The sequence below is a fragment of the Rhodococcus sp. BP-160 genome (genome assembly GCF_019836205.1).
In the GTDB taxonomy this organism is placed as follows: domain Bacteria; phylum Actinomycetota; class Actinomycetes; order Mycobacteriales; family Mycobacteriaceae; genus Rhodococcoides.
This window is the reverse complement of record NZ_JABUEK010000004.1, coordinates 335,030-360,722: the sequence shown is the minus strand read 5'-3', so window position 1 is coordinate 360,722 and position 25,693 is coordinate 335,030. Positions and strand designations below refer to the sequence as shown.

Sequence of the window (25,693 nt, the reverse complement as noted above, 5' to 3'; positions counted from 1 at the left end):
ATTGTCATGACGAAGCTTCTGATCACCAATGCCCGAGTCGTACGTCCGGGCGCCGATCATCCCGAGGACGGCGAATTACTCGACCTGCTGATCGAGGACGGGAAGTTCACCCGCATCGAGGCGGGGATCGATCCGTCGAGCGCCGACACCGTCGTCGACGCCGCCGGCAAGGTCGCGTTCCCCGGAGTGGTGGACGCGCACCAACACTGGGGCATCTACAACCTGCTGGGTGAGGACGCCTACACCGAGTCCAGGGCCTGCGTGCAGGGCGGTGTCACCACCTCGTTGTCCTACATGCGCACCGGTCAGTACTACATGAACACCGGTGGTTCGTACGCCGACGTGTTCCCGACGGTGCTCGAGGCCACCGAGGGCAAGCCGTTCGTCGACTACGCGTACCACCTCGCGCCGATGTCGAAGGAGCACATCGCCGAGATCCCCTCGCTCATCACCGATCACGGTGTGACGTCGTTCAAGATCTTCATGTTCTACGGCAGCCACGGGCTGCACGGGCGCTCGACCGACCAGAGCGAATTCCTCATGACGCCGGAGGGCGAGCGCTACGACCTCGCACACTTCGAGTTCGTCATGCGCGGCATCCAGGCCGCACGGGAGCAGCTCGGTGACAAGGCCGATCACATCTCGCTCTCGCTGCACTGCGAGACCGCCGAGATCATGAGCGCCTACACCAAGCTCGTCGAGGAGGAGGGAACGCTCACCGGCCTCGCGGCGTACAGCGCCTCGCGTCCGCCGCACTCCGAGGGGCTCGCGGTCACCATCGCGTCGTTCCTCGCCGACGAGACGCAGCTGCCCAACATCAACCTGCTGCACCTCTCCTCCCGCAAGGCCCTCACTGCCGCCATGCGGATGGCGAAGGCGTTCCCGCACGTCAACTTCCGTCGCGAGGTGACCATCGGTCACCTGCTCGCCGACATCGACACCGCCTACGGACTGGGCGGCAAGGTCAACCCGCCGCTGCGCCCGCGCGACGACGTCGAGGCCCTGTGGGAGCACCTGCTCGGCGGCGACATCGACTGGGTGGTCAGCGATCACGCGTGCTGCAAGGACGAGAAGAAGTTCGCCGAGGACCGCGGCGACATCTTCGCGGCCAAGTCGGGATTCGGCGGCGCCGAGTACCTGCTGCCGGGACTGGTCAGCGAGGGCCGCAAGCGTGGACTCAGCTGGCGCCGCATCGCGGAGCTGACGTCGCTCAATCCCGCTCGTCGCTACGGACTTCCGGGCAAGGGCGAGATCGCCGTCGGAATGGACGCCGACCTGGCACTGGTCGATCCCGATCACACGTGGACGGTGCGTCCCGAGGATTCGGAGTCCACGCAGGAGTACACCCCCTTCGAGGGCTTCGAGCTCGGCGCGAAGGTCACCGACACGTTCGTGCGTGGCCGCCGCGTACTCGACAACGGCGCTGTCGCGGGGGAGCCGACCGGCCGCTACCTGCACAGGCCCTACAAGTGACCGGGCCCCTGGAGGGGATTCGCGTTCTCGACGCGTCGACGATCCTCGCCGGTCCGCTGGTCGCCCAGATCCTCGGCGACTTCGGTGCCGACGTCGTCAAGATCGAGCACCCCACCAAGCCCGACGGGATGCGCGGTCACGGCCTGGACAAGGACGGGCACCCGTTGTGGTGGACGATGGTCAGCCGCAACAAGCGCGGCATGACGCTGAACCTCGGCAAGCCCGAGGGGGCCGACGTCTTCCGCAAGCTCGTCGCGGACGCCGACGTGGTGGTGGAGAACTTCCGGCCGGGCACCCTCGAGAAGTGGGGCCTCGGTTACGACGTGCTGTCCGAGATCAATCCGGGTCTGATTCTGTTGCGTGTCACCGGTTTCGGCCAGACCGGTCCCTACTCGACGAGGCCGGCGTTCGGCACTCTGGTCGAGTCGATGAGCGGGTTCGCCCACCTCACCGGCTCGGCCGACGGACCGCCGACGCTTCCCGCCTTTGGTCTGGCGGATTCGCTGGCCGGTATCGCGGGATCGTCGGCGGTCTCGATGGCCCTGCTGCACCGGACGAAGACGGGAGAGGGTCAGCAGATCGATCTCGATCTGCTGAGCCCCATCATGACGGCGGTCGGGCCCGGCATCATCTACGCCGACCAGTTGGGCATCGACCAGGAGCGCACCGGTAACCGGTCGAGCAACAACGCGCCCCGCAATCTCTATCGGACCAAGGACGAGCACTGGCTGGCGATCTCCACCAGTGCCAACTCCATCGCCGAGCGCGTTCTCCGCCTCGTCGGTCACCCCGAGGTTCTCGACGAGCCGTGGTTCGCCACGGGTCGTCAGCGCGCGGCCCACGCCGACCTGCTCGACGGATACGTCGGTGGGTGGATCGCCGAGCGCACGCGCGACGAGGTGATCGCGGCCTTCGAGGAGGCCGGCGCGGCGGTCGCCCCCGTCTACAAGCCGAGCGAGCTGCTCGACGATCCGCAGGTCAACGCCATCGAGATGGTGACCACGGTCGAGGACGACGCTCTCGGGCCGGTGCGCATGCAGAACGTCATGTGGCGCATGGGGGAGAGCCCTGGCAGCATCCGCCACACCGGACGTCCGCACGGCGCGGACACCGACACCGTGCTCGCCGAGCTCGGTCTCAGCGACGACGAGGTGCGCACCCTGCACGAGACCGGCATCGTCTGACCGCTCGAGTGGGCACACTGGTGTCCATGACGTCAGCACACAGTGTCGCGAAGGATCTCGGTCGACGGCTTCTCTGGTGGGGCGGCGGCAGTGTCGCGGTCGGTGCCGCCGCAGCGTTGGGCGGCGGCTCTCCCGCGGTCCGTGCTTTCGGCATCCAGACCGCGGGCTGGGGCGCCATCGATCTCGCCATCGCCGGGATCGGGGCGGCCCGGTCCACCGAGGTTGCGGCCGACAAGCTGCGGAAGACCTTGTGGATCAACACTGGACTCGACGTCGTCTATGTCGCCCTGGGTGCACATCTCCTGTACCACCGGCCCACCTTCGGCGGGAGGGTGACGCCGCAGCAGTCCTCCGGGCACGGTGCCGCAGTCGTCGTGCAGGGTGCGGCTCTCCTGGTGCTCGACAGCGTGCACGCGAAACGCTTGTGACTCAGGACTCGGCATACCGCCCGGTCCGAGGGGCACACTGGACTGGAGTCCGCGGACCGACGTGGGCCTCGTGGCCGGTGCGTCCGTCGGGGGCGCACCGGCCGCCCTCATTGTGTGGCTGAAATACCCACCGTGTAATTCTCATTTGTCAAGTACCGACACATGCTTTTGTTGCGGCATGCCCACTTTTCAGTAACACTCACCACATCAGTCACATGAGTCACGTGAGTCACACAGTCGATCGGTGGGGGTCGGAGTATGCGAGCACGAAGTCGGCAGATCGCGGTGGGGGCCGCGCTGACGTTGGTGGCCAGCGGTCTGGGTGTGCTGTCGGCACCGGTCGCGTCCGCGGAACCGTGCGGTGGTCTCGGTGGCCCCGGCTCATCACTGCTGGGCAGCTTCTTCGGTAGCAGCGGATCGAGTGGCGGCGGGGGCAGCAACCCGCGCGGGACTCAGCAGCCGCTCGCCCCGATCCGCAGTGGGAACACGCAGTCCGTGGGGTGGGTCACCGGACCTCTCAGCGCCAACAACACGTACGACCGTTTCGGCATCTCGGGTACCGATCTCGGCATCAGCTGGGACAACGGCGCAGGCCAGACGCTCATGGCGTTCGGTGACTCCTTCGGCAACTGCTCGGTGAACGGGCAGCAGTGGCGCAACAACCTGCTGCTGCGGTCCAGCGACGACAACCTCTCCGACGGCATCACCGTTCCCGACGCCGTTCCCGGCGACAGCGCGTCCGGCTCCGTCGTCCTGCCGGCGACGCCTCGGTACGCCGAGCAGATCGTCCCGACGCTGCGGTTGCCGGAGATCGAGGTGACCACCATCCCTACGGCCGCCATCGCCATCGACGGTGTGCAGTACCTGAACTACATGTCCGTGCAGAGTTGGGGAGCGCCCGGCCGGTGGGTCACCAACTTCTCGGCCATCGCGACGTCGAGGGACAACGGGCAGAGCTGGACGACGGACCCGATGACCATTCGCGTCAACAAGGGCGTCACGATTCCCGGTGTCGCTCAGGTCAACGAGGCCAACGGCCGATTCCAGATGAACGCATACGCCAAGGGTCCCGACGGCTGGCTGTACCAGTTCGGAACGCCCAACGGCCGTTTCGGTGCAGCCTTTCTCGCCCGTGTGCAACCGGCGGACATCCTCGATCTGACGAAGTACGAGTATTCCACCGGTGATGTCGCGCGCCCGTGGTCGACCGATGTCGCCGATTCGAAGAAGGTCGTCGACGAACCGGTCAGCGAGCTCAGCGTCTCGTGGAACGCGTACCTGAAGAAGTACGTGATGCTCTACGGCGATGAGAACCAGGGCTCCATCGTCGCCCGCACCGCCACGGATCCGCAGGGACCGTGGAGCCCGATGACAACTCTGCTCGGGCGGGCGGAGACCATCGGCGGCGTCTACGCCCCGTACATCCACCCGAAGTCGAGTGGGCGTGACCTGTACTTCACTGCCTCGCGCTGGTCCGACTACAACGTGATGCTGTTGAAGTCGGATCTCGATGCGCTGAAGTGAGCTATCTCGGTGTGATGCTCTGTGCCGCTTCGCTGTCGATGGACTCGTAGTTCCGACCCATCTCGGTGAAGGTGTCGGCGAGCGACGACGCGATCGCGATGTGCGCCTGAAGCAAGGTCGACAAGGACCCCGGCCCACCCACCGCGAGCTCGGAGTACTTGCGCGCCAGCGCCAGGCCGGAGGGGAGGGTGCCGAAGCCTCCGCCGTGGTTGCTCGAATGGATGAACTTCGCGACGTCCGAGATACCATCGCTGAAGTCCCTGCATGCGGCGGCGCACCGCTCTGCCGCATCCTTCGAGGTGATCAGTTGCTCAACGTCGGACACGGAAGTAGTCCTTTCATTTGGGAACGGACCCGGTCAATTGATCGGCCACGTCAAGCGCGATGCCACAGGTGTCACCCAATGATGGGCTGTTCGATGCCTGTGCTATCTCGAATTCCACCGCTCCGAACGATGCTGCGACGGAGGCGTAGCAGACGTCGAGTGACTCCTGCGTTGCATCGCGGTACATCAGGCCCACCCGGTTCGCGATGAGCGTGTCCGACACGCTCATCGCTCGGGCGCTGGAGCGGATGTCATCGAGAGTTGCTCGTGTCGAATAGATGGTGAGGTAGAACCAATCTTGGCGGAACGTGCAGAAGCTTGCTTCAGCTGAGTCAGGACTCACTCGTCGTGAGTCGATCACCGCCGCGTTCACGCCCGCACCCGCCACGGCGTCACTCGGAATGGTGCACGGATCCCACAGCTCCGCGACGGGTTCGCCCGAGACGCCGGGGGAGCAGGCGCCGCAGAACACGAGCGCAGCCACAGCCACCCCACCTCGAATCCATCGCACTCGAACTTGGACGCGGTCAGCGGCCCGGCGGTTCCCATGTTGATCCGCGCGGGTTCTGGTCAGCCGCGCGCGGCCCAACCGGCGCGGGTGTCCGAACGGTGCTCGGATCCGCCGCGACCGCTGGCCGCGCAGCTCCCAGCACTGCGCGCAGGCCACGGACTTGCGCGTACTGCTGCACGGTGCGCGTCTGCGGCGCCGACCGACGCGCCGATCCGCGCGACCGTCAGCACCCCCGCTCACCACAACCGGCGCACCCGACCGGAGCGGGCGCGGACAAGCGAGCACCACCATCCGCGCACCGCCCAGCACCGTGCGCAGGCCACGTCCAGCGCATACTGCCGCGCAGTGCGCGCCGGCACCCGCCCGCGCACTGCGCCGCGCGGGCCTCGACGACGTGCTCACCGACGGCACGACCCGCGCCGCCTATTCGTCCGACGCGTCGCTCTACCGCGTGCACCCGCTCGTCGTCGCGCGGCCCCGTCGCACCGAGGACATCGCGGCGGCCGTCGCGGTGTGCCGCGAGACCGGGGTTCCGCTGACCATGCGCGGCGGCGGCACGTCCGTGGCCGGCAACGCGGTGGGTACCGGGGTGGTGCTCGACGTCAGTCGGCACCTGAACCGGGTGCTCCACGTCGACCCCGAGGCGCGCACCGCGACTGTCGAACCCGGCGCCGTGCAGTCGGTGGTGCAGAAGGCAGCGGCGCAGCACGGGCTCCGGTTCGGTCCCGACCCGTCCACCTTCACGCGCTGCACCGTCGGCGGCATGATCGGGAACAACGCGTGCGGCTCGCGCACTCTCGGCTACGGCCGGACCTCCGACAACGTCTCCGCGCTCGACGTGGTGACGGGCAGCGGAGAGCAGCTGCACCTGCCGAGGGACACCACGTCTCCGACTCTCGACGCGCTGCGGCAGATCGTCGCCGGCGGACTCGGAACCGTCCGAACGGAATTCGGCATGTTCGGCCGCCAGGTCTCCGGCTACGCGCTGGAGAACCTGTTGCCGGAGAACCGTTTCGACGTCCGCCGGATGCTGGTGGGCAGCGAGGGCACGCTCGCGGTCACCACGCGCGCCACCGTCGACCTGGTGACGGAGCCTGCGTTCCGCATCCTCGTCGTTCTCGGGTACCCGGACATCGCCACCGCCGGTGACGCCGCGCCCACCGTCCTGACGTTCACGCCCACCGCATGCGAGGGCATCGATTCGCGCATCGTCGACGTCGTCCGCGAACGCCGCGGACTGCATGCGGTTCCGCCTCTTCCCGGCGGCGCCGCGTGGTTGTTCGTCGAGGTCGTCGGCGATACCCGCGAGCAGGCCATGGACCGAGCCGACGCGGTCGCACGCGGTTGCGGAGCGGTCGACTCCCTGGTGGTCACCGACGCGGAACGCACCGCTCGGCTGTGGCAGATCCGAGCAGACGGAGCCGGACTCGCGGGGCGCAGTCCCGCGGGGTTGCCGGCACACGCCGGGTGGGAGGACGCGGCGGTACCGCCGGCCTCGCTCGGCCGATACCTGCGCGACTTCGACGACCTCATGACGCAGTACGGGGTGACCGGGCTGCCGTACGGGCACTTCGGTGACGGGTGCCTGCACGTGCGCATCGACCTGCCGCTCGACAAGCCCGGTGGGACAGGGGTGTTCCGCCGGTTCCTCGTCGACGCCGCCACGCTGGTGGCGCGGTACGGCGGGTCGTTGTCCGGTGAGCACGGCGACGGCCGTGCGCGCAGTGAGCTCTTGCCGCTGATGTACTCGGCGGACGCACTCGCGTTGTTCGGTGCCGTCAAGCATGTGTTCGATCCCGACGGCATCCTCAATCCCGGTGTGCTCCTGGATCCTCGACCACTCGATGCGGATCTCCGTGTCCCGTCCGCAAAGCCTCGGACGCTGCTCGCGATGGCCTACGCCGAGGACGGCGGCGACTTCAGTCAGGCCGTGCACCGGTGCACGGGCGTCGGCAAGTGTCGCGCGGACACCACCGGCACCAGCGGGGTGATGTGCCCGTCGTACCTGGCGACTCGGGAGGAGAAGGACTCCACCCGCGGTCGCGCCCGGGTACTGCAGGAGATGATCAACGGCACCGACGTCACCGGCGGGTGGCGCTCGCCCGAGGTGCACGATGCCCTGGATCTGTGCCTGTCCTGCAAGGGATGTGCCTCGGACTGTCCGACCGGTGTCGACATGGCGTCGTACAAGGCGGAGGTGCTGCACCAGAGCTACCGACGTCGGCTACGCCCTGTGGCGCACTACTCGCTCGGGTGGCTCCCGCGCTGGGCTGCTGTCGCCGCTCGGGCGCCGCGCGCCGTCAACGCTGCGGCGCGGCTTCCGGGTGTGGGTCCGCTGGCACTGCGGGCGGCGGGCATCGATCCGCGTCGCTCGATACCCGAGTTCGCCCCGAGGACGTTCCGGCAGTGGTTCCACGAATCGCACCGGCCCACGACCGGTGATCCCGTCGTGCTCTTCGTCGACTCCTTCACCAATCACTTCACGCCCGAGGTGGGCCGCGCGACGGTGCGTGTGCTCGAGGCGGCGGGCTACCGGCCCAGGCTGACCGAGAAGCAGCAGTGTTGCGGTCTCACGTGGATCTCGACCGGTCAACTGGACGCCGCGAAGCGCATCCTGGGACGTACCGTGGACGCCGTGACCGAGGCGTCGGACGGCGGTGTTCCCATCGTGGGTGTCGAACCGTCGTGCACCGGTGTACTACGAAGCGACGCAACGGAACTGCTCGGCAAGGAGCACGCCGCGCCCGTCGCCGAGGCCACCCGCACGCTGGCCGAACTGCTCACCGAGCGCGGGTGGGAACCGCCGTCCCTGAACGGCCGAGAGGTGGTGGCGCAGCCGCACTGTCACCATCACGCCGTGATGGGCTGGGGCGCAGACGCGACTCTGCTCGAGAGAGCGGGCGCCGATGTGCAGCGCCTGGGTGGTTGCTGCGGGCTCGCCGGGAATTTCGGCGTCGAGAAGGGGCATTACGACGTCTCGGTCACCATCGCCGGTCAGCAACTTCTGCCGGCGGTGCAGTCGGCGGCGGACACCGCGTCGATTCTGGCCGACGGCTACTCCTGCCGTACCCAGCTGTCCGATCTCACGGATCGCCGCGGTGAGCACCTCGCGCAAGTGTTGGCGAGCGCGTTGCCTGATGAGACGGAGTGACGTGTAACACTCGTCGAGGTGGGGTATGCCCTGCCGAAACAACCGTCCTGGGGGGACATCATGGCTTTCGATCTGACGCTCACACCGGCCCAACACGAGTTGGTCGGTCGTGCTCACGACTTTGCCGAGAACGTGGTGCGACCCGTCGCGCAGCACTACGACAAGGAGCAGGAGTTCCCGTGGCCGGTGCTGCAGGAGGCGGCGCGGGCGGGCTTCTACTCGCCGTTGTTCTACCGCGACCTCATCGGTGACCCGACAGGGCTCTCGCTGCCGGTGTTCATGGAGGAACTGTTCTGGGGTTGTGCGGGAATCGGTCTCGCGGTGGTGATGCCGGCGCTCGCGCTGTCGGCCATCGGCCAGGCGGCGACGCCCGAACAGATGCTCGAATGGGCACCGCAGTGCTTCGGCACCCCGGACGACCTGAAGCTGGCGGCGCTCGCCATCTCCGAGCCCGAGGGCGGCAGCGACGTTCGCAACCTGCGGACGACGGCGCGGCAGGACGGCGACGACTGGATCATCGACGGCCACAAGATGTGGATCGGCAACGGTGGCATCGCGGACGTGCACGTGGTCAACGCCAATGTGGACCCGGAACTCGGTCACAAGGGCCAGGCCCTGTTCATCGTCCCCGGCGGGACCCCCGGACTGGAACTCGTGCGGAAGCTCGACAAGCTGGGGTGCCGTGCATCCCACACCGCGGAGCTGAAGTTCGACAGTGTCCGCATCCCCGGCGCCAACCTCCTGGGCGGCCTCGACAAGCTCGAGCACAAGCTGGCCAAGGCGCGCGAAGCGGAGAAGACCGGAATCAGAGGTCGCTCCGCCACTCTCGGAGCGCTCGAGCAGACACGACCGATGGTGGCCGCTCAGGCACTCGGAATCGCCCGTGCCTCTTTGGAATACGCGACCAAGTACGCCAACGAGCGTGAGGCGTTCGGGTCGCCGATCATCGACAACCAGGGCATCGCCTTCCCGCTGGCGGACCTCGCCATGCGTATCGACGCGGCGCGACTGTTGACGTGGCGCGCCAGTTGGATGGCCGCCACGGGTGTGGCCTTCGAGCGCGGCGAGGGGTCGATGGCCAAGCTCGCCGCCACCGAGGTCGCGGTGGCCTCCACCGAGCGGGCGATCCAGACGATGGGCGGGTGGGGCTACATCACCGACCACCCGGTGGAGAAGTGGTACCGCGACGCCAAGCTGTACACCATCTTCGAAGGCACCAGCGAGATCCAGCGCGTCGTCATCAGCAATGCGATCGCGCAGCAGGACGGCGCTCCGCCGCTGCACGTACAGATGGATGCCGAAGGGTCGGCGCTCAACAAGGCGTTCGGCCGCGGAACCGAGACGCGCACGAAGGTGATGGACAAGGCGATGGCGGCCAAGGACAAGGTGCCCGAGCCGGTCCTGCGCGGCGCCATGAAGTTCCTGCAGCCGCCCAGCCGCAAGTAGCCGCGTCGTTTCGAGGCCCTGCCGCCGGGTACCGCCCTGCGCATGGTCACCTCGGAACGTCCGCGACGCGTCTCACCCGATCGCGGCATCACCCTGCCCGGCATCGTTCTCGGTGTCGGGCTGGGCGGTTTCGTGGACGGCATCCTGCTGCACCAGATCCTGCAGTGGCACCACCTGCTGAGCAGTTCGGGCGACGACAACATCGGGCTGCAGCCCTACCCTGTCGACACGGTGCACGGCCTCGAGATCAACACGCTGTGGGACGGCATCTTCCACACCGTCACCTGGCTCGCCGTGCTGCTCGGACTCGGGTTGCTGTACTCGCGCGTCACCGGGTCGCGCGGGCGGGTATGGGCGTCCCGCGTGCTGTGGGGGTGGGTCCTGGTCGGGTGGGGCCTGTTCAACCTTGTCGAGGGCATCGTCGATCACCATCTGCTGGGCATCCACCATGTCCGCAGCGGTCCGAACCAACTGTGGTGGGACCTCGGCTTCCTCTCACTCGGTGTCCTCCTGATCGCCGGCGGCCGGCTCCTGCAGCGCAGCGCACGTCGATCGCGATGATGCTTGCGCACGACGCCCATCACGGCAGCGGTGGTGTCGGACCGGTCGTGACCCTCGTCGTGGTGGCCATCGCCTACGTCGTTGCGGCGGAGCGCTGCAGGAGTGAGCCGCGGGGGTGGAACCCGTGGCGCACGGTGAGCTTCCTCGTCGGCATCGGGCTCCTCGTTCTCGCCGTGGTCCCCGCACTGTCGCCCTACCCGGACGGCGACTTCCGCGGCCACATGCATCAGCACCTGCCCCTCGGTATGTACGCGCCGTTGGCGCTGGTACTCGGTGCCCCGATGACGCTGGTGCTGCGCTCGGTATCGTCGTCGACCGGCCGCGCCATCGGACGTGTCCTGCGCTCGCGGCCGGTGCACGTGATCGCGGATCCGGTCGTAGCGCTGGCCCTGAACCTCGACGGTCTCGCGCTGCTGTACTTCACCCCGCTGTACGAGGCGACGACGCACAGCACGGCGCTGCACCTGCTGGTGCACGCGCACTTCTTCCTGGCGGGATACCTGTTCGCGTGGGTCGTAGCCGGCCCCGACCCGGCACCGCATCGGCCTTCGGTACCCACCCGACTCTGGATACTCGGGGCGGCGATCCTCGGTCATGCTGTCCTGTCGCAGCTGATGTACGCGGGACTCCTCGTGCAGATTCCGGTTCCCGCCGATCAGCGCCAGGGCGCCGGCGAGCTGATGTACTACGGCGGCGACATCGCCGAACTGCTTCTGGCGCTGGCGCTTCTGCTCACGTGGCGACCGGCACGACGTCGCGAAGAAACGCCAGCTGGTCGGCGATGATCCGGGGGAAGAGCGGCTCGACGTAGGGATCGAAGTGACCACCCTCGTACGTCACCACGGTGGCGCGGGGGATCTTTCGTGCGGTGCGCAGCGCGATGTCCGTCGGGGTGATGGCGTCGTTCGTGGCGATCTGGACGAGGGCGGGGCACTGAATGTTCGCGGCCGTCTTCCCCGGCGAGTACAGGCCGATGTGGAGCAGGATGCGGGCGGCGACCGTCTCGGGGTAGTCACCGGTCCGCAGTCCCGACGCCTCGAGAAGGCGGTCACGTCCCACCGCGGCATCGGGCGACACCATGGCGGCGACGGCACCCGGTTCGCCGATCGAGTCGATGTAGCGAGGCTCGCGGCCGAGCAGAGCCCGGATCTGGTCCGAGAGGGCTGCCGGTGCGAGACGCAAGGTCTGGCGCAGGCCGGCGGAACGCACGGCGGCGATGCCGTCCACGTGCGGGACCTGCGCGATGATCGCGGCCAGTCGTTCGCCCGTGCCCGCCAGGGTGAGGACGTGGCCACCGCCGAAGGAGGTGCCCCATGCGACGACGCGGTCGGGGTCGACGGCGTCGAGTCGCCGGGCGAAGGCCAGCGCGTTGCGCCAGTCCTCGAGCTGCCTGCGCACGTCCAGGAGCTGCCGTGGGGTTCCTTCGCTGTCGCCGAAGTGCCGGTAGTCGAACATCGCGACGACGTAGCCCGCCTGGACGAACTGGTCCGCGTAGGCGGGGAGGCGCAACGCGCGCACCGATCCGAAGCCGTGGGCCATGACGATGATCGGCGCGGAACCGTCGAGCCCGGCAGGTCGGAGGACCGAGATCGCACAGCGATCGGAACCGGAGTCGAACCACAGGTCGTCGCGAACGGCGTCAGGCATGCGGGCTCCTCTTGATTGACGTTCAAGAGAACGTAGCAGCGTCTTGATCGAGCATCAAGATAGGGTGACCGCATGCCTCGGAACAGACGTCCGCAGGATCGGGAAGAAAAACGGGCCGAGATCGTCGACGCCGCGACGGCCCTGTTCGTCGAGGCCGGATTCGACGGCACCCCGCTGAGCCGGATAGCGCAGAGCGCCGGCGTCACGCCCAACACCATCTACTGGTACTTCTCCGACAAGGACGAACTGCTCGTCGCCGCCCTCACCGAGATCACGGCGACGGCGTTGACGCGCTTCGCGGAGCTGGAGGTGACGTCACCGCAGGAACGGCTGACGTGGGTGGTCACCGAACTCGAGCGCTACCACCGGTTGGTGGACACCGTGCACGCCCGCGCTGCGGTGTCGGCTCCGATCGACGAGTGGCACAACGGTTTCCATGCCATGGCCGATGCGCTGGTCGCGGAAGAACTGCGCCGCGTCGGCGTCGCCGAGGAGCGGATCGCCGCGCGGACCAAGGTCGTGGTGTTCGCCGTCGAGGGCATGCTGACGCATCCGCAGAGCGCTGCCGACAAGGCTGCGATCGTCGACGCCCTGTTCACCTAGACGACCGGGGTGCCCTACCGGGGCGCTCCTCGGCAGGGACTTCCCCCGTGGACCGGCACCGCGAATGCTGGACACCAGCACCACCGACGAGAGGAACCGCGCATGCAGATCACCCGAAGCTCGATCGCGACCACCAAGGGTCCGGCCGACTGGTTCACCGGCGACGTCTACATCGACGCCGTTGCCGCAGCTCCGACCCCGTCGCGGGTCTCGGCCAACCTGGTCCACTTCATGCCGGGGGCGCGTACGCACTGGCACCGCCACTCGCTGAGTCAGACGGTGTTCGTCACCGAGGGCGTCGGTCTGTGCCAGCGGCAGGGTGGGCCGGTCGAGGTCATCCGTCCCGGCGACCGCGTGCTGTTCGAGGCCGATGAGGTGCACTGGCACGGCGCCGCACCGGATCGTCTGATGGTGCATCTCGCCATCAACGAGGGCGACGACGAGCACGACGTCGTCGTGTGGATGGACCCCGTCACCGACGCGGAGTACACCGCGCACGAGTGACGATCAGCGGGGGAGACGTCCCTCGATCCGCTCCACGATGGCAGGCCAGATCTCCGACCGTGGATCGACGACACTGAAGTGGTCTCCGGGGCCTTCGACAAGCGTGACATCGTCACCTGCGGCCGATGCTGCGGTGACGTACTCGCGGCCGATGTCGTTCAGGTTCGGATCGTCCGATGCCGCGACCACGACGATCTGCGGAACCCCGAGTGGCAGTCGCGCTCGGGGGGACGACTCCGCGTGAGCATCCGTGTACCGCGAGCCCAGGGCTGCACGCACCGCGCCGTCACCCAGGCCGCGGTCGTCGGCGATCTTCAGGTCGAGGACTCCGGCGAGACTCACGGCCAGTGCGGGACGGGCATCCGCGGCCCAGCGCATCGCGAGCTGTCCTCCTGCCGAATGGCCGAGGACGGCCTGCGCACCAGCGTGCTTCAGGGCCGCGGCGACATCCGCCGTCGTCGTCTCCCACCCGTGCTCGTCGGGGCTGCGGTACTCGACGTTCCACGTGACGTAGCCGCGGTCGGCCAGATCGATGGCCGCGGCGTCGAGCGAGTCGAGTCGCCACGGTGCCCGCCAATAGCCGCCGTGGATCAGGGCGACGACCGGCCCGCTCGTCCCCCGCACCTCGGCGAACTGTTCGGGGTGCGCCCCATACGACTCGACGGTCGCCGGGTGCAGTCGGTGATGGTGAATCCTGTCGACGGCGTAGCGCAGCCCGCCGAGTCCCCGTCCGCGAATGTGGGCGTGCAGGCCCGCCGAGAGGTCCGCGGCCACGTAGCCGTAGTCGACACGCACCACACACCGGTCGCTCGCCTGCGTGCCGACGCGTCCGCCCGCGGCCGGGACCACGATCACGTCACCGGATGCCACGGAGACGTCGTCCGACACGTGGACCTCCCCGGTGGCGCCGCGCGCAGCGAGCGCGGACTGCACCAGGTCGGTCACCGTGCCGAGGTCTCGAACGGCGTCCGGGTGCAGGACGACGTCGATTCGTTCCGAGGACTCGCTCATCCCTCGAATCTACGTCCTAGGCTCGGGGGAATCGACGGAAGAGGAGCAATGGACGAGCGCGCCATCGAGAAGGCTATCGTCACCGATTTCCGCGAGCGGATGAGTTACGGGGCGTACCTCGATCTCGACACTCTGCTCAGTGCGCAGAAGCCGGTGAGTGTCCCGGAGCATCACGACGAGTTGCTGTTCATCATCCAGCACCAGACCACCGAGCTGTGGTTCAAGCTCGTGCTGCACGAACTGCTCGCCGCACGCGACGCCTTCGACGCCGACGACGTCGGGTTCGCGCTGAAGTGCGTCGCTCGTGTCAAGCACATTCAGAAGACGCTGACCGAGCAGTGGTCGGTGCTCGCGACACTCACGCCCACCGAGTACGCGCAGTTTCGCGGGTTCCTGGGAAACTCGTCGGGGTTCCAGTCCGCGCAGTACCGTGCGGTGGAGTTCGTGCTGGGCAACAAGAACGCGGCGATGCTGACGGTGTTCGAATCCGACTCGGTGGCAACCGAACTGCTGACGCGGGTGCACCGCGAGCCGAGTGTGTACGACGCCCTGTGGCGGTGCCTGGCCCGCGCAGGACTCGACGTTCCGGAGAGTGCGCTGCGGCGCGACGTCACCGCGCCGTACGCGCGCAACGACGATCTGATGCCACTGATCACGCACGTCTACGAGAACCCGACCGAGAACTGGGCCGCGTACGAGGCGTTCGAGGAATTCGTCGACCTGGAGGAGAACTTTCAGCTCTGGCGGTTCCGGCACATGCGCACGGTGCTCCGTACGATCGGGCACAAGAGCGGCACCGGTGGCTCCAGTGGTGTCGGCTTCCTCCAGCGCGCCCTCGAGTTGACGTTCTTCCCCGAGTTGTTCGCCGCCCGCACCGAGATCGGACAGCCATGACCGCAGCAGACCTCGACGCACGGGACCCCCTGCGCGAGTACCGCTCTCGCTTCCACACCGACGACGCCGATCCCGTCGTGTCCTATCTCGACGGCAATTCGCTCGGTCGGCCCACGACGGCGAGCATCGAGCGTGTCTCGACGTTCATGACGCAGGCCTGGGGTGGCCGGCTGATCCGCGGGTGGGACGAGGAATGGTTCGAGCTGCCCATCACGTTGGGCGACACGCTCGGTCGAGTGGCCCTGGGTGCAGCACCCGGGCAGACCGTCATCGGTGACTCCACCACCGTCCTGCTTTACAAGATCGCGCGCGGGGCGGCGGCGCTGAGGCCGGGCCGGACCGAGATCGTGCTCGATCGCGACAACTTTCCGACCGATCGCTACGTCCTCGAGTCCATCGCGTCCGAGCTCGGCCTGACGCTGGTGTGGATCGATTCGGACCGGCGGTCGGGCGTACGGACTGCGGACATCGCCGATGTCGTCACCGAGCGAACAGCGTTCGTGCTTCTCAGTCATGTCGCCTACCGCTCGGGCTTTCTCGCGGACGCGTCCGCGGCGGCCCGTGTCGCGCACGACGTCGGCGCCCTGGTGGTGCTCGACCTGTCGCACTCGGTGGGGTCCGTGCCGCTCCGTCTCGACGAGTGGGGTGTCGATCTCGCCGTCGGCTGCACCTACAAGTACCTGAACGGTGGTCCCGGCTCGCCCGCGTTCGCATACGTCCGCGCGGAGCATCTGCCCGAGTTTCGGCAGCCCGTATGGGGATGGATGGGGCGTGCCGACGCCTTCGCCATGGAGCAGGGGTACGTCCCGGCCGAGGGCGTGCGACGCGTCATCAGCGGCACCCCGCCGGTGCTCGGCATGATCGCGATGCAGGACACGCTCGCCATGATCGGCGAGGTCGGCATGGACGCGATCCGCGCGAAGTCGGTCGCTCTCACCGAGTACGCGCTCGAGCTGGTGCGCTCGGACCTGGTGCCACTGGGCGTGGAGATCGCCTCGCCGGAGAACGCGGACGAGCGCGGGGGACACGTCACGCTCGATCACCCCGATTTCCGCGAGGTCACGGCGCGGCTGTGGAAGCGCGGTGTCATCCCCGACTTCCGGGCCCCGAGCGGCATCAGGCTCGGCCTGAGCCCGCTCAGCACCAGCTTCGAGGAGGTGCGCATCGGCGTTCTCGCGATCGCCGAGGAGCTCCGGCGCTGACACCTGGCACCACAACACGACCGGTCAGATGGTTATGCTCTGACGACTTTGTGGCTGAGGGGGTCCGGTGGGGGTCGAACGTGCGCGTATCGGAATGGTCGATGATCACGAGCTGACCATCCGTGGTCTGCGGGACTCCCTCGCCGATCATCCCGACCTCGACTTCGTCGCGAGCGCCCCCACGGTCGCCGAGCTGTTCGACGCGACCACGGACCTCGATCTGGTGATCCTCGACCTTCGACTGCGTGACGGATCGTCGCCGGTGTCCAACGTCGAGGCCATCCGCGCCCGCGGTCTCGACGTGCTGGTTCTCACCTCGGGCGAGGATCCATTCCTGGTGCGCTCCGCCGCCCGCGCCGGTGTGCTCGGTGTGGTGCGCAAGTCCCAGCCGATCGACGCGGTGGTGGACGCCGTGCGGAGTGCAGCCCGGGGCGAGATGGTGCCCACCATCGACTGGGCGGCGGCCATCGACGGGGATCCCGACCTCGCCGCGGTGGATCTGAGCCCGCAGCATCGACGGCTCCTCACGCTCTACGCGGCCGGGGAGACCGCCACGCGGGTCGCGTCGACCATGGGTATCTCACCCGAGACGGTGAACGACTATCTCGGCCGCATCCGGCTCAAGTACGCCGACGCCGGCAGGCCCGCCCCGACCAAGACCGATCTGTACAAACGGGCACTGGAGGACGGGTGGTTGCCGTTTCCTCGTCGACGCAGGAAGTCGTGACGACGGCGGAGCGCAGCGCGGCCGATCAGATCCTCACGATGTTCGGCCGCTTCATCGGCGTGGGCTACGTCTTCTACCTGCTCGTGTCGATTCCGCTCATCCGCGATCTGGAGGGGGTGTCGGCGTCCTGGTGGACTCCGGTCGGGCTCGTCCTGTTCTTCGGACCCGGACTGGCGTTGGGCGCCGCGTCGTTCGGCCGGCGGGGTCAGCGTGCGCTCCGGCCACTGGCGGCGGCCTGCGCCGTGGTCTTTCTGCTCGGGTTGCTCACCTGGCCGCTCGGATGGACGGGCGAGACCCTGCCCGACGGGAAGGCTGCCTGGTTCTCCCTCTTCCCTGCCCTGGCCTCTCTGGGGGCTGCGGTGTCGATGAGGCCGCGCTGGGCGTTCCTCCATCTCGCGGTGGCCGTCACGGGTGTCCAACTGGTCAACCACTATCTGCGTGACGCCGGTGACCGGAGTCCGTTGGTGGCAGACATCGTCTACAGCTTCGGCTTCAGCCTCATCTTCGTCGCCGCGTCGATCACGGCGTCGCGCACGGGCTTCCTTCTCGATCGCACCCGCGAGTCCACCTACGCGCAGGCCGCCAGTTCTGCCGCGGTGCAGGCGCGGACGGTCGAACGTCGACGGTTCGACGGGTTGATCCACGACAACGTCATGTCCACGCTCCTCGCCGCATCGCGCGGTCCGATGGATCAGCGTCTCGTCGACCAGGCGAGCGTCGCGTTGGCGGAGCTCGACACGTTGCGACGGGACGCGCTGCCGGTCTCGGACTTCGAGGTGCAGGACGTGGTCGCGCACCTTCGTGCCGCGGCCGCGGCAGTGGACGCATCGGCGACACTGAGCTTCCGGTTCGAGGCCGATGCGGCGGAACGGACGGTGCCGGCCGAGACCGTCCGCACCGTGGGCGCCGCCATGGCCGAGGCGATGCGGAACAGCCTGCGGCACGCGGGCCCCGATGCCCACCGGTCGGTCGTGGCTGCGCTCTCCCCACTCGGACTCCGGGTGACGGTGACGGACGACGGCCCCGGCTTCGATCTGTCGTCGATACCGGCACATCGCCTGGGCGTCCGGGTCAGCATTCTCGACCGCATGCACCGGCTTCCGGGCGGCTCCGCCGCGCTCCACACCGCGGTGGGTCGGGGCACCGTCGTCGAACTGCGGTGGGAGGCACAGTGAGCAGAACGAACGATGTCACGACTCTGCTGGGCATGCACACGCGTGCAGCCTTCGTGGTGGTCGCCTTCAACGTCGCCGGTGTCGTTCTGGCCGCCGCCTCGACACTCGAGGGCGTCACCGAGCCGGCGCTCGTCGCGGTGGCGGTCGTCCTGCATGCCGTGTCCGTAGCGGCACTCCTCCGCGTCCCGGGCGATCCGATCCCCTTCGGCGCGACGGCAGCCGTCACGCTCACCGGCCCGCTGTCGTCTGCGATCGTCCTCGCCGCGCTTCCGGTGCCGATCGGGAACCCTCTGCAGATGTGGCCGATCGGGACGGCGGCCGGGATCTACACCTTCCTCTGTGTCCGCGGGCGCACGTGGTGGGCGTGGGCCGGGTTCCTCGGCATCTTCGTCGTCACGCTCGTCTGGTGCCTGCTGACCGAGCAGAGCGCGGTCGACGCCGTGCTGTACGTGCTGCCCAGCGGCGCGCTGGTGTTGATGGGCACGTTCTTCGCGTTCGCGCTGCGCTCACCCGTCACGGACATCTTCCGGCTACGGGAGGAGTCCACGAGACAGGCAGCGGAGGAAGCCGCGGCCGCCGCGGCACTGCACGAGCGGGACCTTCAACTGACCCGGCTCGACGAGCTGGCCCGCCCCCTCCTCACCAGGATCGCCTCGGGCGAGCCGCTGTCCGACGACGAGCGACTGTCCTGCCGTCTTCTCGAGTTCCATCTGCGGGACACCCTGCGTGCTGCCGGACTGGCCGACTCCGAGGTGAGCAGTGCGGCGCGGGCAGCGCGGAGTCGGGGAGTCGACGTGGTCCTGCTCGACGACCGCGGCGCGGACGCGACCGGCGTGGTCGATCGCGACATCGTGACCTCGGTGATCACCGCCCTCGAGAGCGACTCCACCAGCGCGGTGACGGTGCGTCTTCTTCCGCAGGACCGGGACTCGGCGGCGTCCATCCTGGTCACAGGAGCGGACGGAACGCACCGGGCCGAGTTCGACCGATCGGGCACCCGGCTGTCCTCCTGAGAGTCATGCCCCGTTCAAGTCCGTGCGGCACGGTGCGGAGCATGCAGCTCTCGCGACGCTCCCTGTTCCGCTACGCCGCGCTCGGTGCCGCGGCCACGCCGTTGCTCGCCTGCAGCACCGGGCCCACCCTGGTGCGGGCGCGCCCGTCGCTGACCCACGGCGTCGCGAGCGGCGACGTCCGTGCCGATGGTGCGCTCGTCTGGGCACGGTCGGACACGCCCGCGACGATGATCGTCGACACGTCGGCCACCGACGCGTTCTCCTCCGTCACGACGACGCGGGGACCTCTCCTCACACCGCAGTCCGACGGCACCGGAGTGCTGCGCCTCACGGGTCTGCCTGCGGGACAGCGAGTGCACTACCGCGTGACACTGGAGGGCGAGGACGGCGCCACGTCGGAGCCCGTCACCGGGGTGTTCTCCACGGCTCCCGACAGGCCGTCGAACATTCGTCTCCTGTGGGGCGGTGACACGGCGGGCCAGGGTTACGGGATCAACCCCGACATCGGCGGCATGACCATCTTCGGAGCGATGGCCGATCGGGAACCGGACCTGTTCCTGCACAGCGGCGACGTCATCTATGCCGACGGGCCGCTCGAGGAGAGTGTCACGTTGCCCGACGGCCGGGTGTGGCGGAACACGATGTCCGAGGCCAAGTCCAAGGTCGCGGAGACTCTCGACGAGTATCGCGGGCAGTACGCGTACAACCTCACCGACGACAACTACCGGCTCTTCAATTCCTCGGTCGCGCAGGTGGTGCAGTGGGACGATCACGAGACCGTCAACAACTGGTATCCCGGTGAGATTCTCGACCTCAAGCAGTACACCGTGAAAGATGTGAACCTGTTGTCGCAACGGGCCTTGCAGGCATTTCACGAGTGGCTCCCGGTCGCTCCCGCGGAGGCCGTCGACGGGCGGGTGTACCGGAAGATCGCCTATGGTCCGCTGCTCGACGTCTTCGTCCTGGACATGCGGAGCTACAAGGATGCGAACAGTGCCAACACCGCCCCGACCGGGGAGATTCTCGGAGATGCACAGCGACGGTGGCTGATCGACGAGCTGTCGCGCTCGAAGGCCACGTGGAAGATCATCGCCAACGACCTCCCGCTGGGACTGGTGGTGCCGGACGGGAAGACGGCGCAGGAGGGCGTCGGCAACGGTGATCCCGGCGCCCCGCTCGGCCGGGAGACCGACATCGCGCAGGTACTCACCGCGATCGACCGGAACGACGTCACCGGCACCGTGTGGCTCACCGCCGACGTGCATTACACGGCGGCGCATCGGTATTCACCCGAGCGCGCCGCCTACCAGGAGTTCCGCGAATTCTGGGAGTTCGTCAGCGGGCCCCTCAACGCGGGTGCGTTCGGGCCGAACGACCTCGATCCCACCTTCGGCCCGGAGGCTGTGTTCGTGCACGCACCGCCGGAGCCGAACGCCTCACCGCTCGATACCTTCCAGCACTTCGGTGAGGTGCTGATCGACAAGGACTCGAGGTCGCTGACGGTGAACTTGTGCGACGGTACCGGTGCCGTGCTGTTCACTCAGGTGCTGCCCGCGCCCTGACGGCGCGATCAGATCTCGAGGCCCAACAGGTGGTAACTCAGCGCCTTGCCGTGCCCGTCCAGTTCCGCCGAGCCGGTGACTCCGCCGCCGAGTTGTCCCGGTAGCTCGAAGACTACGGCCAGAACGGTCGCCAGCACGGTTCGTCGTGGCGCTCGGATGGTGCGGTTGCCGTAATGCGCGACGACGACATCGAGGGTGAGATCCCGGGCCAGTATGTCGAACGACGCTGCATCCCTCGCGAAGACGGAGAGGATGAGGGTGTCGCCCTTGTCTCCGGTTCGAACGTCGGCCAGGTCGTCGACGATCATCGTGTGCCCTCCATCAGGTGAACCTCGGTGTGTACGAGGTGCCGTGGAAGCGATGTCGATCGAATGCACAGGACCTCCGAACTGGATCGCCGTGCACCGCCTCCTCCGGCAGGACCGTTGGTGTACAGACTCTCCACCTCCCACCCGACCACGTCGGCATCCTCCCGTGACCCCGCCCGCCCGGTGACGCGGAGCCGCACCTCGGTCGGTGCGGTGTCGGTGGCGAGGCCACGGAAAGCCGCTCCGGCACCGATCAATTCGACGGTCACACCGTCGGGGTCGAGTCCGTGGACGTCGGCGAGGCGCTGCGTGACGATGTCCGCGGCGAGTCGGGCGCGCTCGTACGCGCGAGGTCCCGCGTAGCTGATCTGGCCCTCGCCGATCCACCCGTCGAGGAAGCCGAGCGTCACCTTGAGCTCGTCCGGTCGGGTGCGACCGGTGGCGCCGGTGAGGGACACCCTGTCGGGGCCGACCTGCTCGAAGGTCACCGCCCCGAAGTCGGCCGTGACGTCGGGTGTGAGGTACGTGGTGGGGTCGCCGACCTCGTAGAGCAGCTGCTCGATGGCCGTGCGCGTGGTGAGGGTCCCGCCCGTGCCGTCCACCTTGCCGAAGACGGCGTCCGCGTCGGCGGACACGTCCGCATACGGGAAGCCGAGGTCGGCCATGCCGGGAACCGGTTTGGTGACGGGGTCGGCGTAGTAACCGCCCGTCAGTTGACCGGCGCACTCGAGCAAGTGCCCCACCGCGGTCGCGGCACCGATGGTGCGGGCGTCGTCGAGGTCCCAGCCGAACTCGTGGACGAGCGGCGCGACGTACAGCGACGGGTCGGCGAGTCGGCCCGTCACGACGATGTCGGCACCGGCGCTCAGTGCCGGAAGCACCGCGTCCGCTCCGATGTAGGCGTTGGCGGACACCAACTTCTCGGGATGAGCGGAGAGGGCCTTGCCGGTCTCCCACACGAGGGGATCGAGTGTGCGGACGGCGTCGAGGACGTCGTCGCCGGTCACGGCGGCGACTCGAGCCCGACCGCCGACGAGGTCCGCGATGCGCCGCGCCGCTGCGAGGGGATGTGCTGCGCCACCGTTGGTCACCACTGTGGTTCCGCGGCGAAGCACGTGCGGCAACACCGCTCTGATGCGGGCGAGCAGGAGGGGGTCGTACCCGGTGTCGGGATCGGCGAGCCGTCTCGCGTTGCCCGCGGCGACGGTGCGTTCCCCGAGGCACTCGAAGACGAGGTAGTCGAGGTCAGCGCGATCGGCGAGGGTCACGGCCGGGTCGATGCGGTCGCCGGAGAAGCCGGAACCGGCGCCGAGGCGAATCGTCTTTTTCACAGCGAGATCGCTCCTGTCAGGAGGGCCACCACGGTCATGACGATGGTGGTGCCGAACGCCCACCCGAAGATGAAGCGCTGGTGCTTGCCCAGTTCCACCTTCGTCATGCCGATCAGCACGAACGTCGCGGCGGTCAGCGGACTGAGCGGGAAGCCGGTGGTCATCTGGCCGAGGATGGCGGCGCGGCCGGTCTCCATCGGGTCGCCGCCGAACGAGGCCGTGGTCTCGGCGAGAACCGGGAGCACACCGAAGTAGTAGGCGTCGGGCGTGAAGACCAGGCTCAGCGGCATCGATGTGATCGCGGTGATGACGGGGATGGAGGAACCGAAGGAGTCGGGGATCCAGGACACGAAGGTTTCCGCCATCGCGGTGATCATGCCGGTGCCGTTGAGGACTCCGGTGAGCACGCCCGCAGCGAGGATCATGACGACCACCATCGTGACGTTGCCGCCGTGCTTGGCGAACACTTCCTGCTGCGCCGACCACCTCGGCTTGTTGACCAGGACCGCCAGGGCGAAGGCGATGGCGAACGCCACCTGCAGCGGGGCCAACTGGAACAGGAGGATGACCAGCAGCACCAGTGTCAGCACGACGTTGAATGCCATGACGGCGGGATGCACTGTGGCGCGGACCGGCAAGTCGTCGACATGGGGCGTACCGGGGCCGGCTTTCACGGGCGTGGCGGTCTCCGTCAGGGCGCCGATCCGCTTGCTCTCCATGCGGCCGATCATGAACGCGGAGAACAGCACCCACACGATGCCCGCGGCCATGGCCGGGATGACGGGCGTGAAGATGTCGGCGCTCGTCGCGTCGAGGGCCGCCATGGCGCGCACCGTCGGGCCGCCCCACGGGATGATGTTCATGATGCCGGCGGACAGGGCGATGATGCCGGTGAGTGCGAGCGGCCGCATGCCGATGCGCTGATAGATCGGCAGCATCGCGGACACCATGATGAGAAAGGTCGAGGTGCCGTCGCCGTCGAGAGCGACCATGAGGGTGAGCACCGCGGTGCCGACAGCGATCTTGGTGGGGCTGCCTCCGGCCCACCGCACGACGCGGCGGATCGCGGGATCGAAAAGCCCCTGGTCGACCATCAGGCTGAAATACAGCACCGCGAAGGCGATCATTATCGCGACCGGCGCGACCTTGATCAGCCCCTCCGCGATCATGTCGCCCAGGTCGGCGCCGAAGCCGCCGACCAGCGCGAAACCGATGGGTACCAGCACGAGTGCGACCAACACCGACACCCGGCGGGTGAATGTCAAGGCCAGAAACGTGATGATCGTGGCGAAGCCGAGCGCGGCAACCATGTGACCTCCTACAAGGACTTCGTCACATGTTGCTCACATCACAATTGCAAGTCCAATATCAATTGCCGATGCATTGATGGCGCCCATGCATAGACTTGGCGGGTGAACCTCAACCTGGGGATGACGCACCTTCGTTGCATCGTCGCGATTGCCGACCACGAGAGCTTCACGGCCGCAGCGTCGGCACTGGGCATGGTGCAGTCTTCGCTCAGCAGATCGGTCGCAGAGGCGGAGCGCCGACTGGACGTCACGCTGTTCGAGCGCACGACGCGCAGGGTCGTCGTGACACCCGACGGTGTCGCCGTGACGCAATACGCCCGGAAGATGGTGCAGGACTTCGACGAGGGGCTCGCGCAGATCGGCCGTTTCGTCACTGGGGATCGCGGCACCGTGTCGGTCGCCTGCCTGCCCTCGCTCGCCGCCACCTTCCTTCCGCCCTATGTGGTGCAGTTCCGCCGCGACCACCCGGATGTTCTACTCGAGATCCGTGACGGGCTGCGTCAGGAAGCGCTGACCGCCCTGCTGACCGGCACCGTGGACATGGCACTCGTCTCGGCGCCGACGACCGAACCTGGACTGGTCCACCGAACTCTCACCGCGGACTCGTTTCACTGTGCGTTCGCAGCCGGCCACCCCTTCGACGGCCGGGAGCACATCGACTGGGCGGAACTGGCCGGCGAGCCGTTCATCGCGTTCGGGTCCCAGAGCAGCATCGCCGGACCCGTCGCCCGTGCGCTCGGCGACGCCGACGTCCGCACGGGGCCGGTGATGCACGCGCAGAACGTCGGTGCGGTCGCCGGTCTGGTCGCGGCGGGTCTCGGTGTCACCGCCGTTCCGCAGTTGGTCCTGCCCATGATGGAGTTCGCGGGGCTGCGTCACGCCCCGTTGTCACCGACCGTCGAGCGGACCATCTCGCTCGTGCGGGTCGAGGGCCGACACGAGACGGCGAGCGTGAAGAACTTCGTGCGGTGCCTGACCGCGTGACCGGCTACTTGCGCCCGGCTGCCCAGCGCATGCCCCAGCCGTACTTCTTGTCCAGGTCCGCCTGGCTGCCCTGGATGTACTCGACCTCGCGCGTGACCGTGATGCCCTGGCCGGTGTTCTGGATCAGCGCGATGGAGCAGATGCGGGCGGAGTTGTTGTCGGAGTCCAGACGCACCTCCACCTGCGGGCCGCTGGTGGGGAACAGCGTGACGACGCCGTCGACCGCGGCCCAGTTCGGGGCGCCGTCGTAGATCATCGCGAAAATAAGAATGCGCTTGAAGGCGTCGGGCCGCGCGAGGTTGATGTGCATGTTCTCACCGCCTGTGACGGATCCGGAGCGGTCGTCGCCGTCGAGCTGGATGAACGGTGCGCTCTCGAGGGCGCCGAAGCTCTTGCCCAGCGCCTGGATGACGCCCTTCGACCCGTCGGCCAGCTCGTACAGGCAGCCGAGGTCGAGGTCGACGCCGCCGGTGCCGTACGACGCGGCGGCGAGCTTCGCGAGGAAGCCCTTCTTCTTCGGCTCGGGTGCGGCCGCGCCCTGCGACCAGTTGAGGTTGACGCGCATCGCGCCCTGGCTCTCGCCTTTCTTGGCCAGATTCACCGTCGGCGCGGCCTTCGACAGCGTCACCTTGCTCAGATTGACACCGCCCGCTGTCGGGGCGGGGGTGGACGGCCTTTTGGTGTAGTCGATCGCCATGGATGGGAGGCCTTTCTTCCGGAAACGGCGGTGTCCGTTTCGCGCACTTCCCTCAGCGTAGTCGCCGTGAGGGGGCCGCACCTACCGTCGACCAGTCCTGCACTGCGAGAGCAACTTCGGCC

General features: G+C 68.0%; 25 protein-coding genes. 17 read left to right on the top strand and 8 right to left on the bottom strand.

The genetic code is table 11. The features are described from left to right. Positions 1-6: 6 nt before the first annotated feature. The 4 genes from HQ306_RS17850 (at position 7) to HQ306_RS17835 (ending at position 4,609) form a co-directional block, all read left to right on the top strand. Positions 7-1,473: a dihydroorotase family protein gene (locus HQ306_RS17850; protein ID WP_222632936.1), complete on the top strand. Its 1,467-nt coding sequence runs from the start codon at positions 7-9 to the stop codon at positions 1,471-1,473. Then, a complete protein-coding gene (locus tag HQ306_RS17845) occupies positions 1,470-2,657 on the top strand; it encodes a CaiB/BaiF CoA-transferase family protein (protein WP_222632935.1) in 1,188 nt (395 codons plus the stop codon). Before HQ306_RS17850 ends, HQ306_RS17845 begins: the two co-directional genes overlap by 4 nt. Before the next feature lie 26 nt (positions 2,658-2,683). Then, positions 2,684-3,085: a hypothetical protein gene (locus HQ306_RS17840; RefSeq protein ID WP_027504763.1), complete on the top strand. Its 402-nt coding sequence runs from the start codon at positions 2,684-2,686 to the stop codon at positions 3,083-3,085. A 258-nt stretch (positions 3,086-3,343) separates the two neighbouring features. After that, entirely contained in the window at positions 3,344-4,609 is a 1,266-nt protein-coding gene (locus tag HQ306_RS17835; RefSeq protein WP_222632934.1) for a DUF4185 domain-containing protein, read from the top strand. Position 4,610: 1 nt separating this feature from the next. On the opposite strand, the gene HQ306_RS17830 is transcribed toward HQ306_RS17835, so the two are convergent. Both HQ306_RS17830 and HQ306_RS22665 read right to left on the bottom strand, forming a co-directional pair. Beyond that, entirely contained in the window at positions 4,611-4,934 is a 324-nt protein-coding gene (locus HQ306_RS17830; RefSeq protein WP_222632933.1) for a hypothetical protein, read from the bottom strand. A 13-nt stretch (positions 4,935-4,947) separates the two neighbouring features. Next, the gene (locus HQ306_RS22665) at positions 4,948-5,418 is read right to left on the bottom strand and encodes a DUF3558 family protein (protein WP_222632932.1); all 471 of its coding nucleotides are present in this window, start codon (positions 5,416-5,418) and stop codon (positions 4,948-4,950) included. A gap of 337 nt (positions 5,419-5,755) precedes the next feature. On the opposite strand from HQ306_RS22665, the gene HQ306_RS17820 reads away from it, so the two are divergent. From HQ306_RS17820 to HQ306_RS17805, 4 genes are read left to right on the top strand one after another with little or no spacing between them, the layout of a single operon-like run. Then, positions 5,756-8,596 carry an FAD-binding and (Fe-S)-binding domain-containing protein gene (locus HQ306_RS17820; protein WP_222632931.1) on the top strand — a complete coding sequence of 947 codons (2,841 nt, stop codon included), beginning with the start codon at positions 5,756-5,758 and terminating at the stop codon, positions 8,594-8,596. A gap of 60 nt (positions 8,597-8,656) precedes the next feature. Continuing rightward, positions 8,657-10,042: an acyl-CoA dehydrogenase family protein gene (locus HQ306_RS17815; RefSeq protein ID WP_222632930.1), complete on the top strand. Its 1,386-nt coding sequence runs from the start codon at positions 8,657-8,659 to the stop codon at positions 10,040-10,042. 42 nt (positions 10,043-10,084) lie between these two features. Next, the gene (locus HQ306_RS17810; RefSeq protein ID WP_222632929.1) at positions 10,085-10,603 is read left to right on the top strand and encodes a DUF2243 domain-containing protein; all 519 of its coding nucleotides are present in this window, start codon (positions 10,085-10,087) and stop codon (positions 10,601-10,603) included. Continuing rightward, positions 10,600-11,388, top strand: coding sequence for a cytochrome c oxidase assembly protein (locus tag HQ306_RS17805; protein ID WP_222632928.1), 789 nt, complete (start codon positions 10,600-10,602; stop codon positions 11,386-11,388). The genes HQ306_RS17810 and HQ306_RS17805 overlap by 4 nt, the downstream gene beginning before the upstream one ends. Here the strand turns inward: HQ306_RS17805 and HQ306_RS17800 are convergent. Further along, positions 11,336-12,250, bottom strand: coding sequence for an alpha/beta hydrolase (locus HQ306_RS17800; RefSeq protein ID WP_222632927.1), 915 nt, complete (start codon positions 12,248-12,250; stop codon positions 11,336-11,338). The genes HQ306_RS17805 and HQ306_RS17800 overlap by 53 nt on opposite strands. 72 nt (positions 12,251-12,322) lie before the next feature. On the opposite strand from HQ306_RS17800, the gene HQ306_RS17795 reads away from it, so the two are divergent. Then, positions 12,323-12,853 (top strand): TetR/AcrR family transcriptional regulator, encoded by a 531-nt coding sequence (locus tag HQ306_RS17795; RefSeq protein WP_222632926.1) that lies wholly within the window; start codon positions 12,323-12,325, stop codon positions 12,851-12,853. 102 nt (positions 12,854-12,955) lie between these two features. Beyond that, positions 12,956-13,357: a cupin domain-containing protein gene (locus HQ306_RS17790; RefSeq protein ID WP_222630602.1), complete on the top strand. Its 402-nt coding sequence runs from the start codon at positions 12,956-12,958 to the stop codon at positions 13,355-13,357. A 3-nt stretch (positions 13,358-13,360) separates the two neighbouring features. Here the strand turns inward: HQ306_RS17790 and HQ306_RS17785 are convergent, their stop codons facing one another. Further along, the gene (locus tag HQ306_RS17785; RefSeq protein ID WP_222632925.1) at positions 13,361-14,368 is read right to left on the bottom strand and encodes an alpha/beta hydrolase; all 1,008 of its coding nucleotides are present in this window, start codon (positions 14,366-14,368) and stop codon (positions 13,361-13,363) included. Between the two features lie 48 nt (positions 14,369-14,416). Here HQ306_RS17785 and HQ306_RS17780 point away from each other — a divergent pair, with 48 nt between their 5' ends. The 6 genes from HQ306_RS17780 to HQ306_RS17755 all read left to right on the top strand — a co-directional run bounded on the left by HQ306_RS17780 (position 14,417) and on the right by HQ306_RS17755 (position 20,941). After that, complete coding sequence (locus tag HQ306_RS17780; protein WP_222632924.1) at positions 14,417-15,262, top strand: tryptophan 2,3-dioxygenase; 846 nt, start codon at positions 14,417-14,419, stop codon at positions 15,260-15,262. Beyond that, positions 15,259-16,464, top strand: coding sequence for a kynureninase (gene kynU, locus HQ306_RS17775; RefSeq protein ID WP_222632923.1), 1,206 nt, complete (start codon positions 15,259-15,261; stop codon positions 16,462-16,464). Before HQ306_RS17780 ends, kynU begins: the two co-directional genes overlap by 4 nt. A 94-nt stretch (positions 16,465-16,558) precedes the next feature. After that, the gene (locus HQ306_RS17770) at positions 16,559-17,191 is read left to right on the top strand and encodes a response regulator transcription factor (RefSeq protein ID WP_222632922.1); all 633 of its coding nucleotides are present in this window, start codon (positions 16,559-16,561) and stop codon (positions 17,189-17,191) included. Further along, positions 17,188-18,366 carry an ATP-binding protein gene (locus HQ306_RS22660; protein WP_222632921.1) on the top strand — a complete coding sequence of 393 codons (1,179 nt, stop codon included), beginning with the start codon at positions 17,188-17,190 and terminating at the stop codon, positions 18,364-18,366. The genes HQ306_RS17770 and HQ306_RS22660 overlap by 4 nt, the downstream gene beginning before the upstream one ends. After that, positions 18,363-19,379 (top strand): hypothetical protein, encoded by a 1,017-nt coding sequence (locus HQ306_RS17760; protein WP_222632920.1) that lies wholly within the window; start codon positions 18,363-18,365, stop codon positions 19,377-19,379. Before HQ306_RS22660 ends, HQ306_RS17760 begins: the two co-directional genes overlap by 4 nt. A gap of 41 nt (positions 19,380-19,420) precedes the next feature. Continuing rightward, positions 19,421-20,941, top strand: a complete 1,521-nt coding sequence (locus tag HQ306_RS17755; protein ID WP_222632919.1) for an alkaline phosphatase — start codon at positions 19,421-19,423, stop codon at positions 20,939-20,941. A gap of 8 nt (positions 20,942-20,949) precedes the next feature. Here the strand turns inward: HQ306_RS17755 and HQ306_RS17750 are convergent, their stop codons facing one another. Genes HQ306_RS17750 through HQ306_RS17740 form a run of 3 tightly spaced genes read right to left on the bottom strand, consistent with a single transcriptional unit; the run spans position 20,950 to position 23,890 of the window. Continuing rightward, the gene (locus HQ306_RS17750) at positions 20,950-21,249 is read right to left on the bottom strand and encodes a hypothetical protein (RefSeq protein WP_222632918.1); all 300 of its coding nucleotides are present in this window, start codon (positions 21,247-21,249) and stop codon (positions 20,950-20,952) included. Continuing rightward, on the bottom strand, positions 21,246-22,580 hold the full coding sequence (locus HQ306_RS17745; RefSeq protein ID WP_308115461.1) for an acyclic terpene utilization AtuA family protein: 1,335 nt from the start codon (positions 22,578-22,580) through the stop codon (positions 21,246-21,248). The genes HQ306_RS17750 and HQ306_RS17745 overlap by 4 nt, the downstream gene beginning before the upstream one ends. After that, entirely contained in the window at positions 22,577-23,890 is a 1,314-nt protein-coding gene (locus tag HQ306_RS17740) for a CitMHS family transporter (RefSeq protein WP_222632917.1), read from the bottom strand. Before HQ306_RS17740 ends, HQ306_RS17745 begins: the two co-directional genes overlap by 4 nt. A gap of 102 nt (positions 23,891-23,992) precedes the next feature. Here HQ306_RS17740 and HQ306_RS17735 point away from each other — a divergent pair, with 102 nt between their 5' ends. After that, complete coding sequence (locus HQ306_RS17735; protein WP_235578888.1) at positions 23,993-24,874, top strand: LysR family transcriptional regulator; 882 nt, start codon at positions 23,993-23,995, stop codon at positions 24,872-24,874. A gap of 4 nt (positions 24,875-24,878) precedes the next feature. Here the strand turns inward: HQ306_RS17735 and HQ306_RS17730 are convergent, their stop codons facing one another. Next, positions 24,879-25,571, bottom strand: a complete 693-nt coding sequence (locus HQ306_RS17730; protein ID WP_027504781.1) for a Tellurium resistance — start codon at positions 25,569-25,571, stop codon at positions 24,879-24,881. Positions 25,572-25,693: the final 122 nt, after the last annotated feature.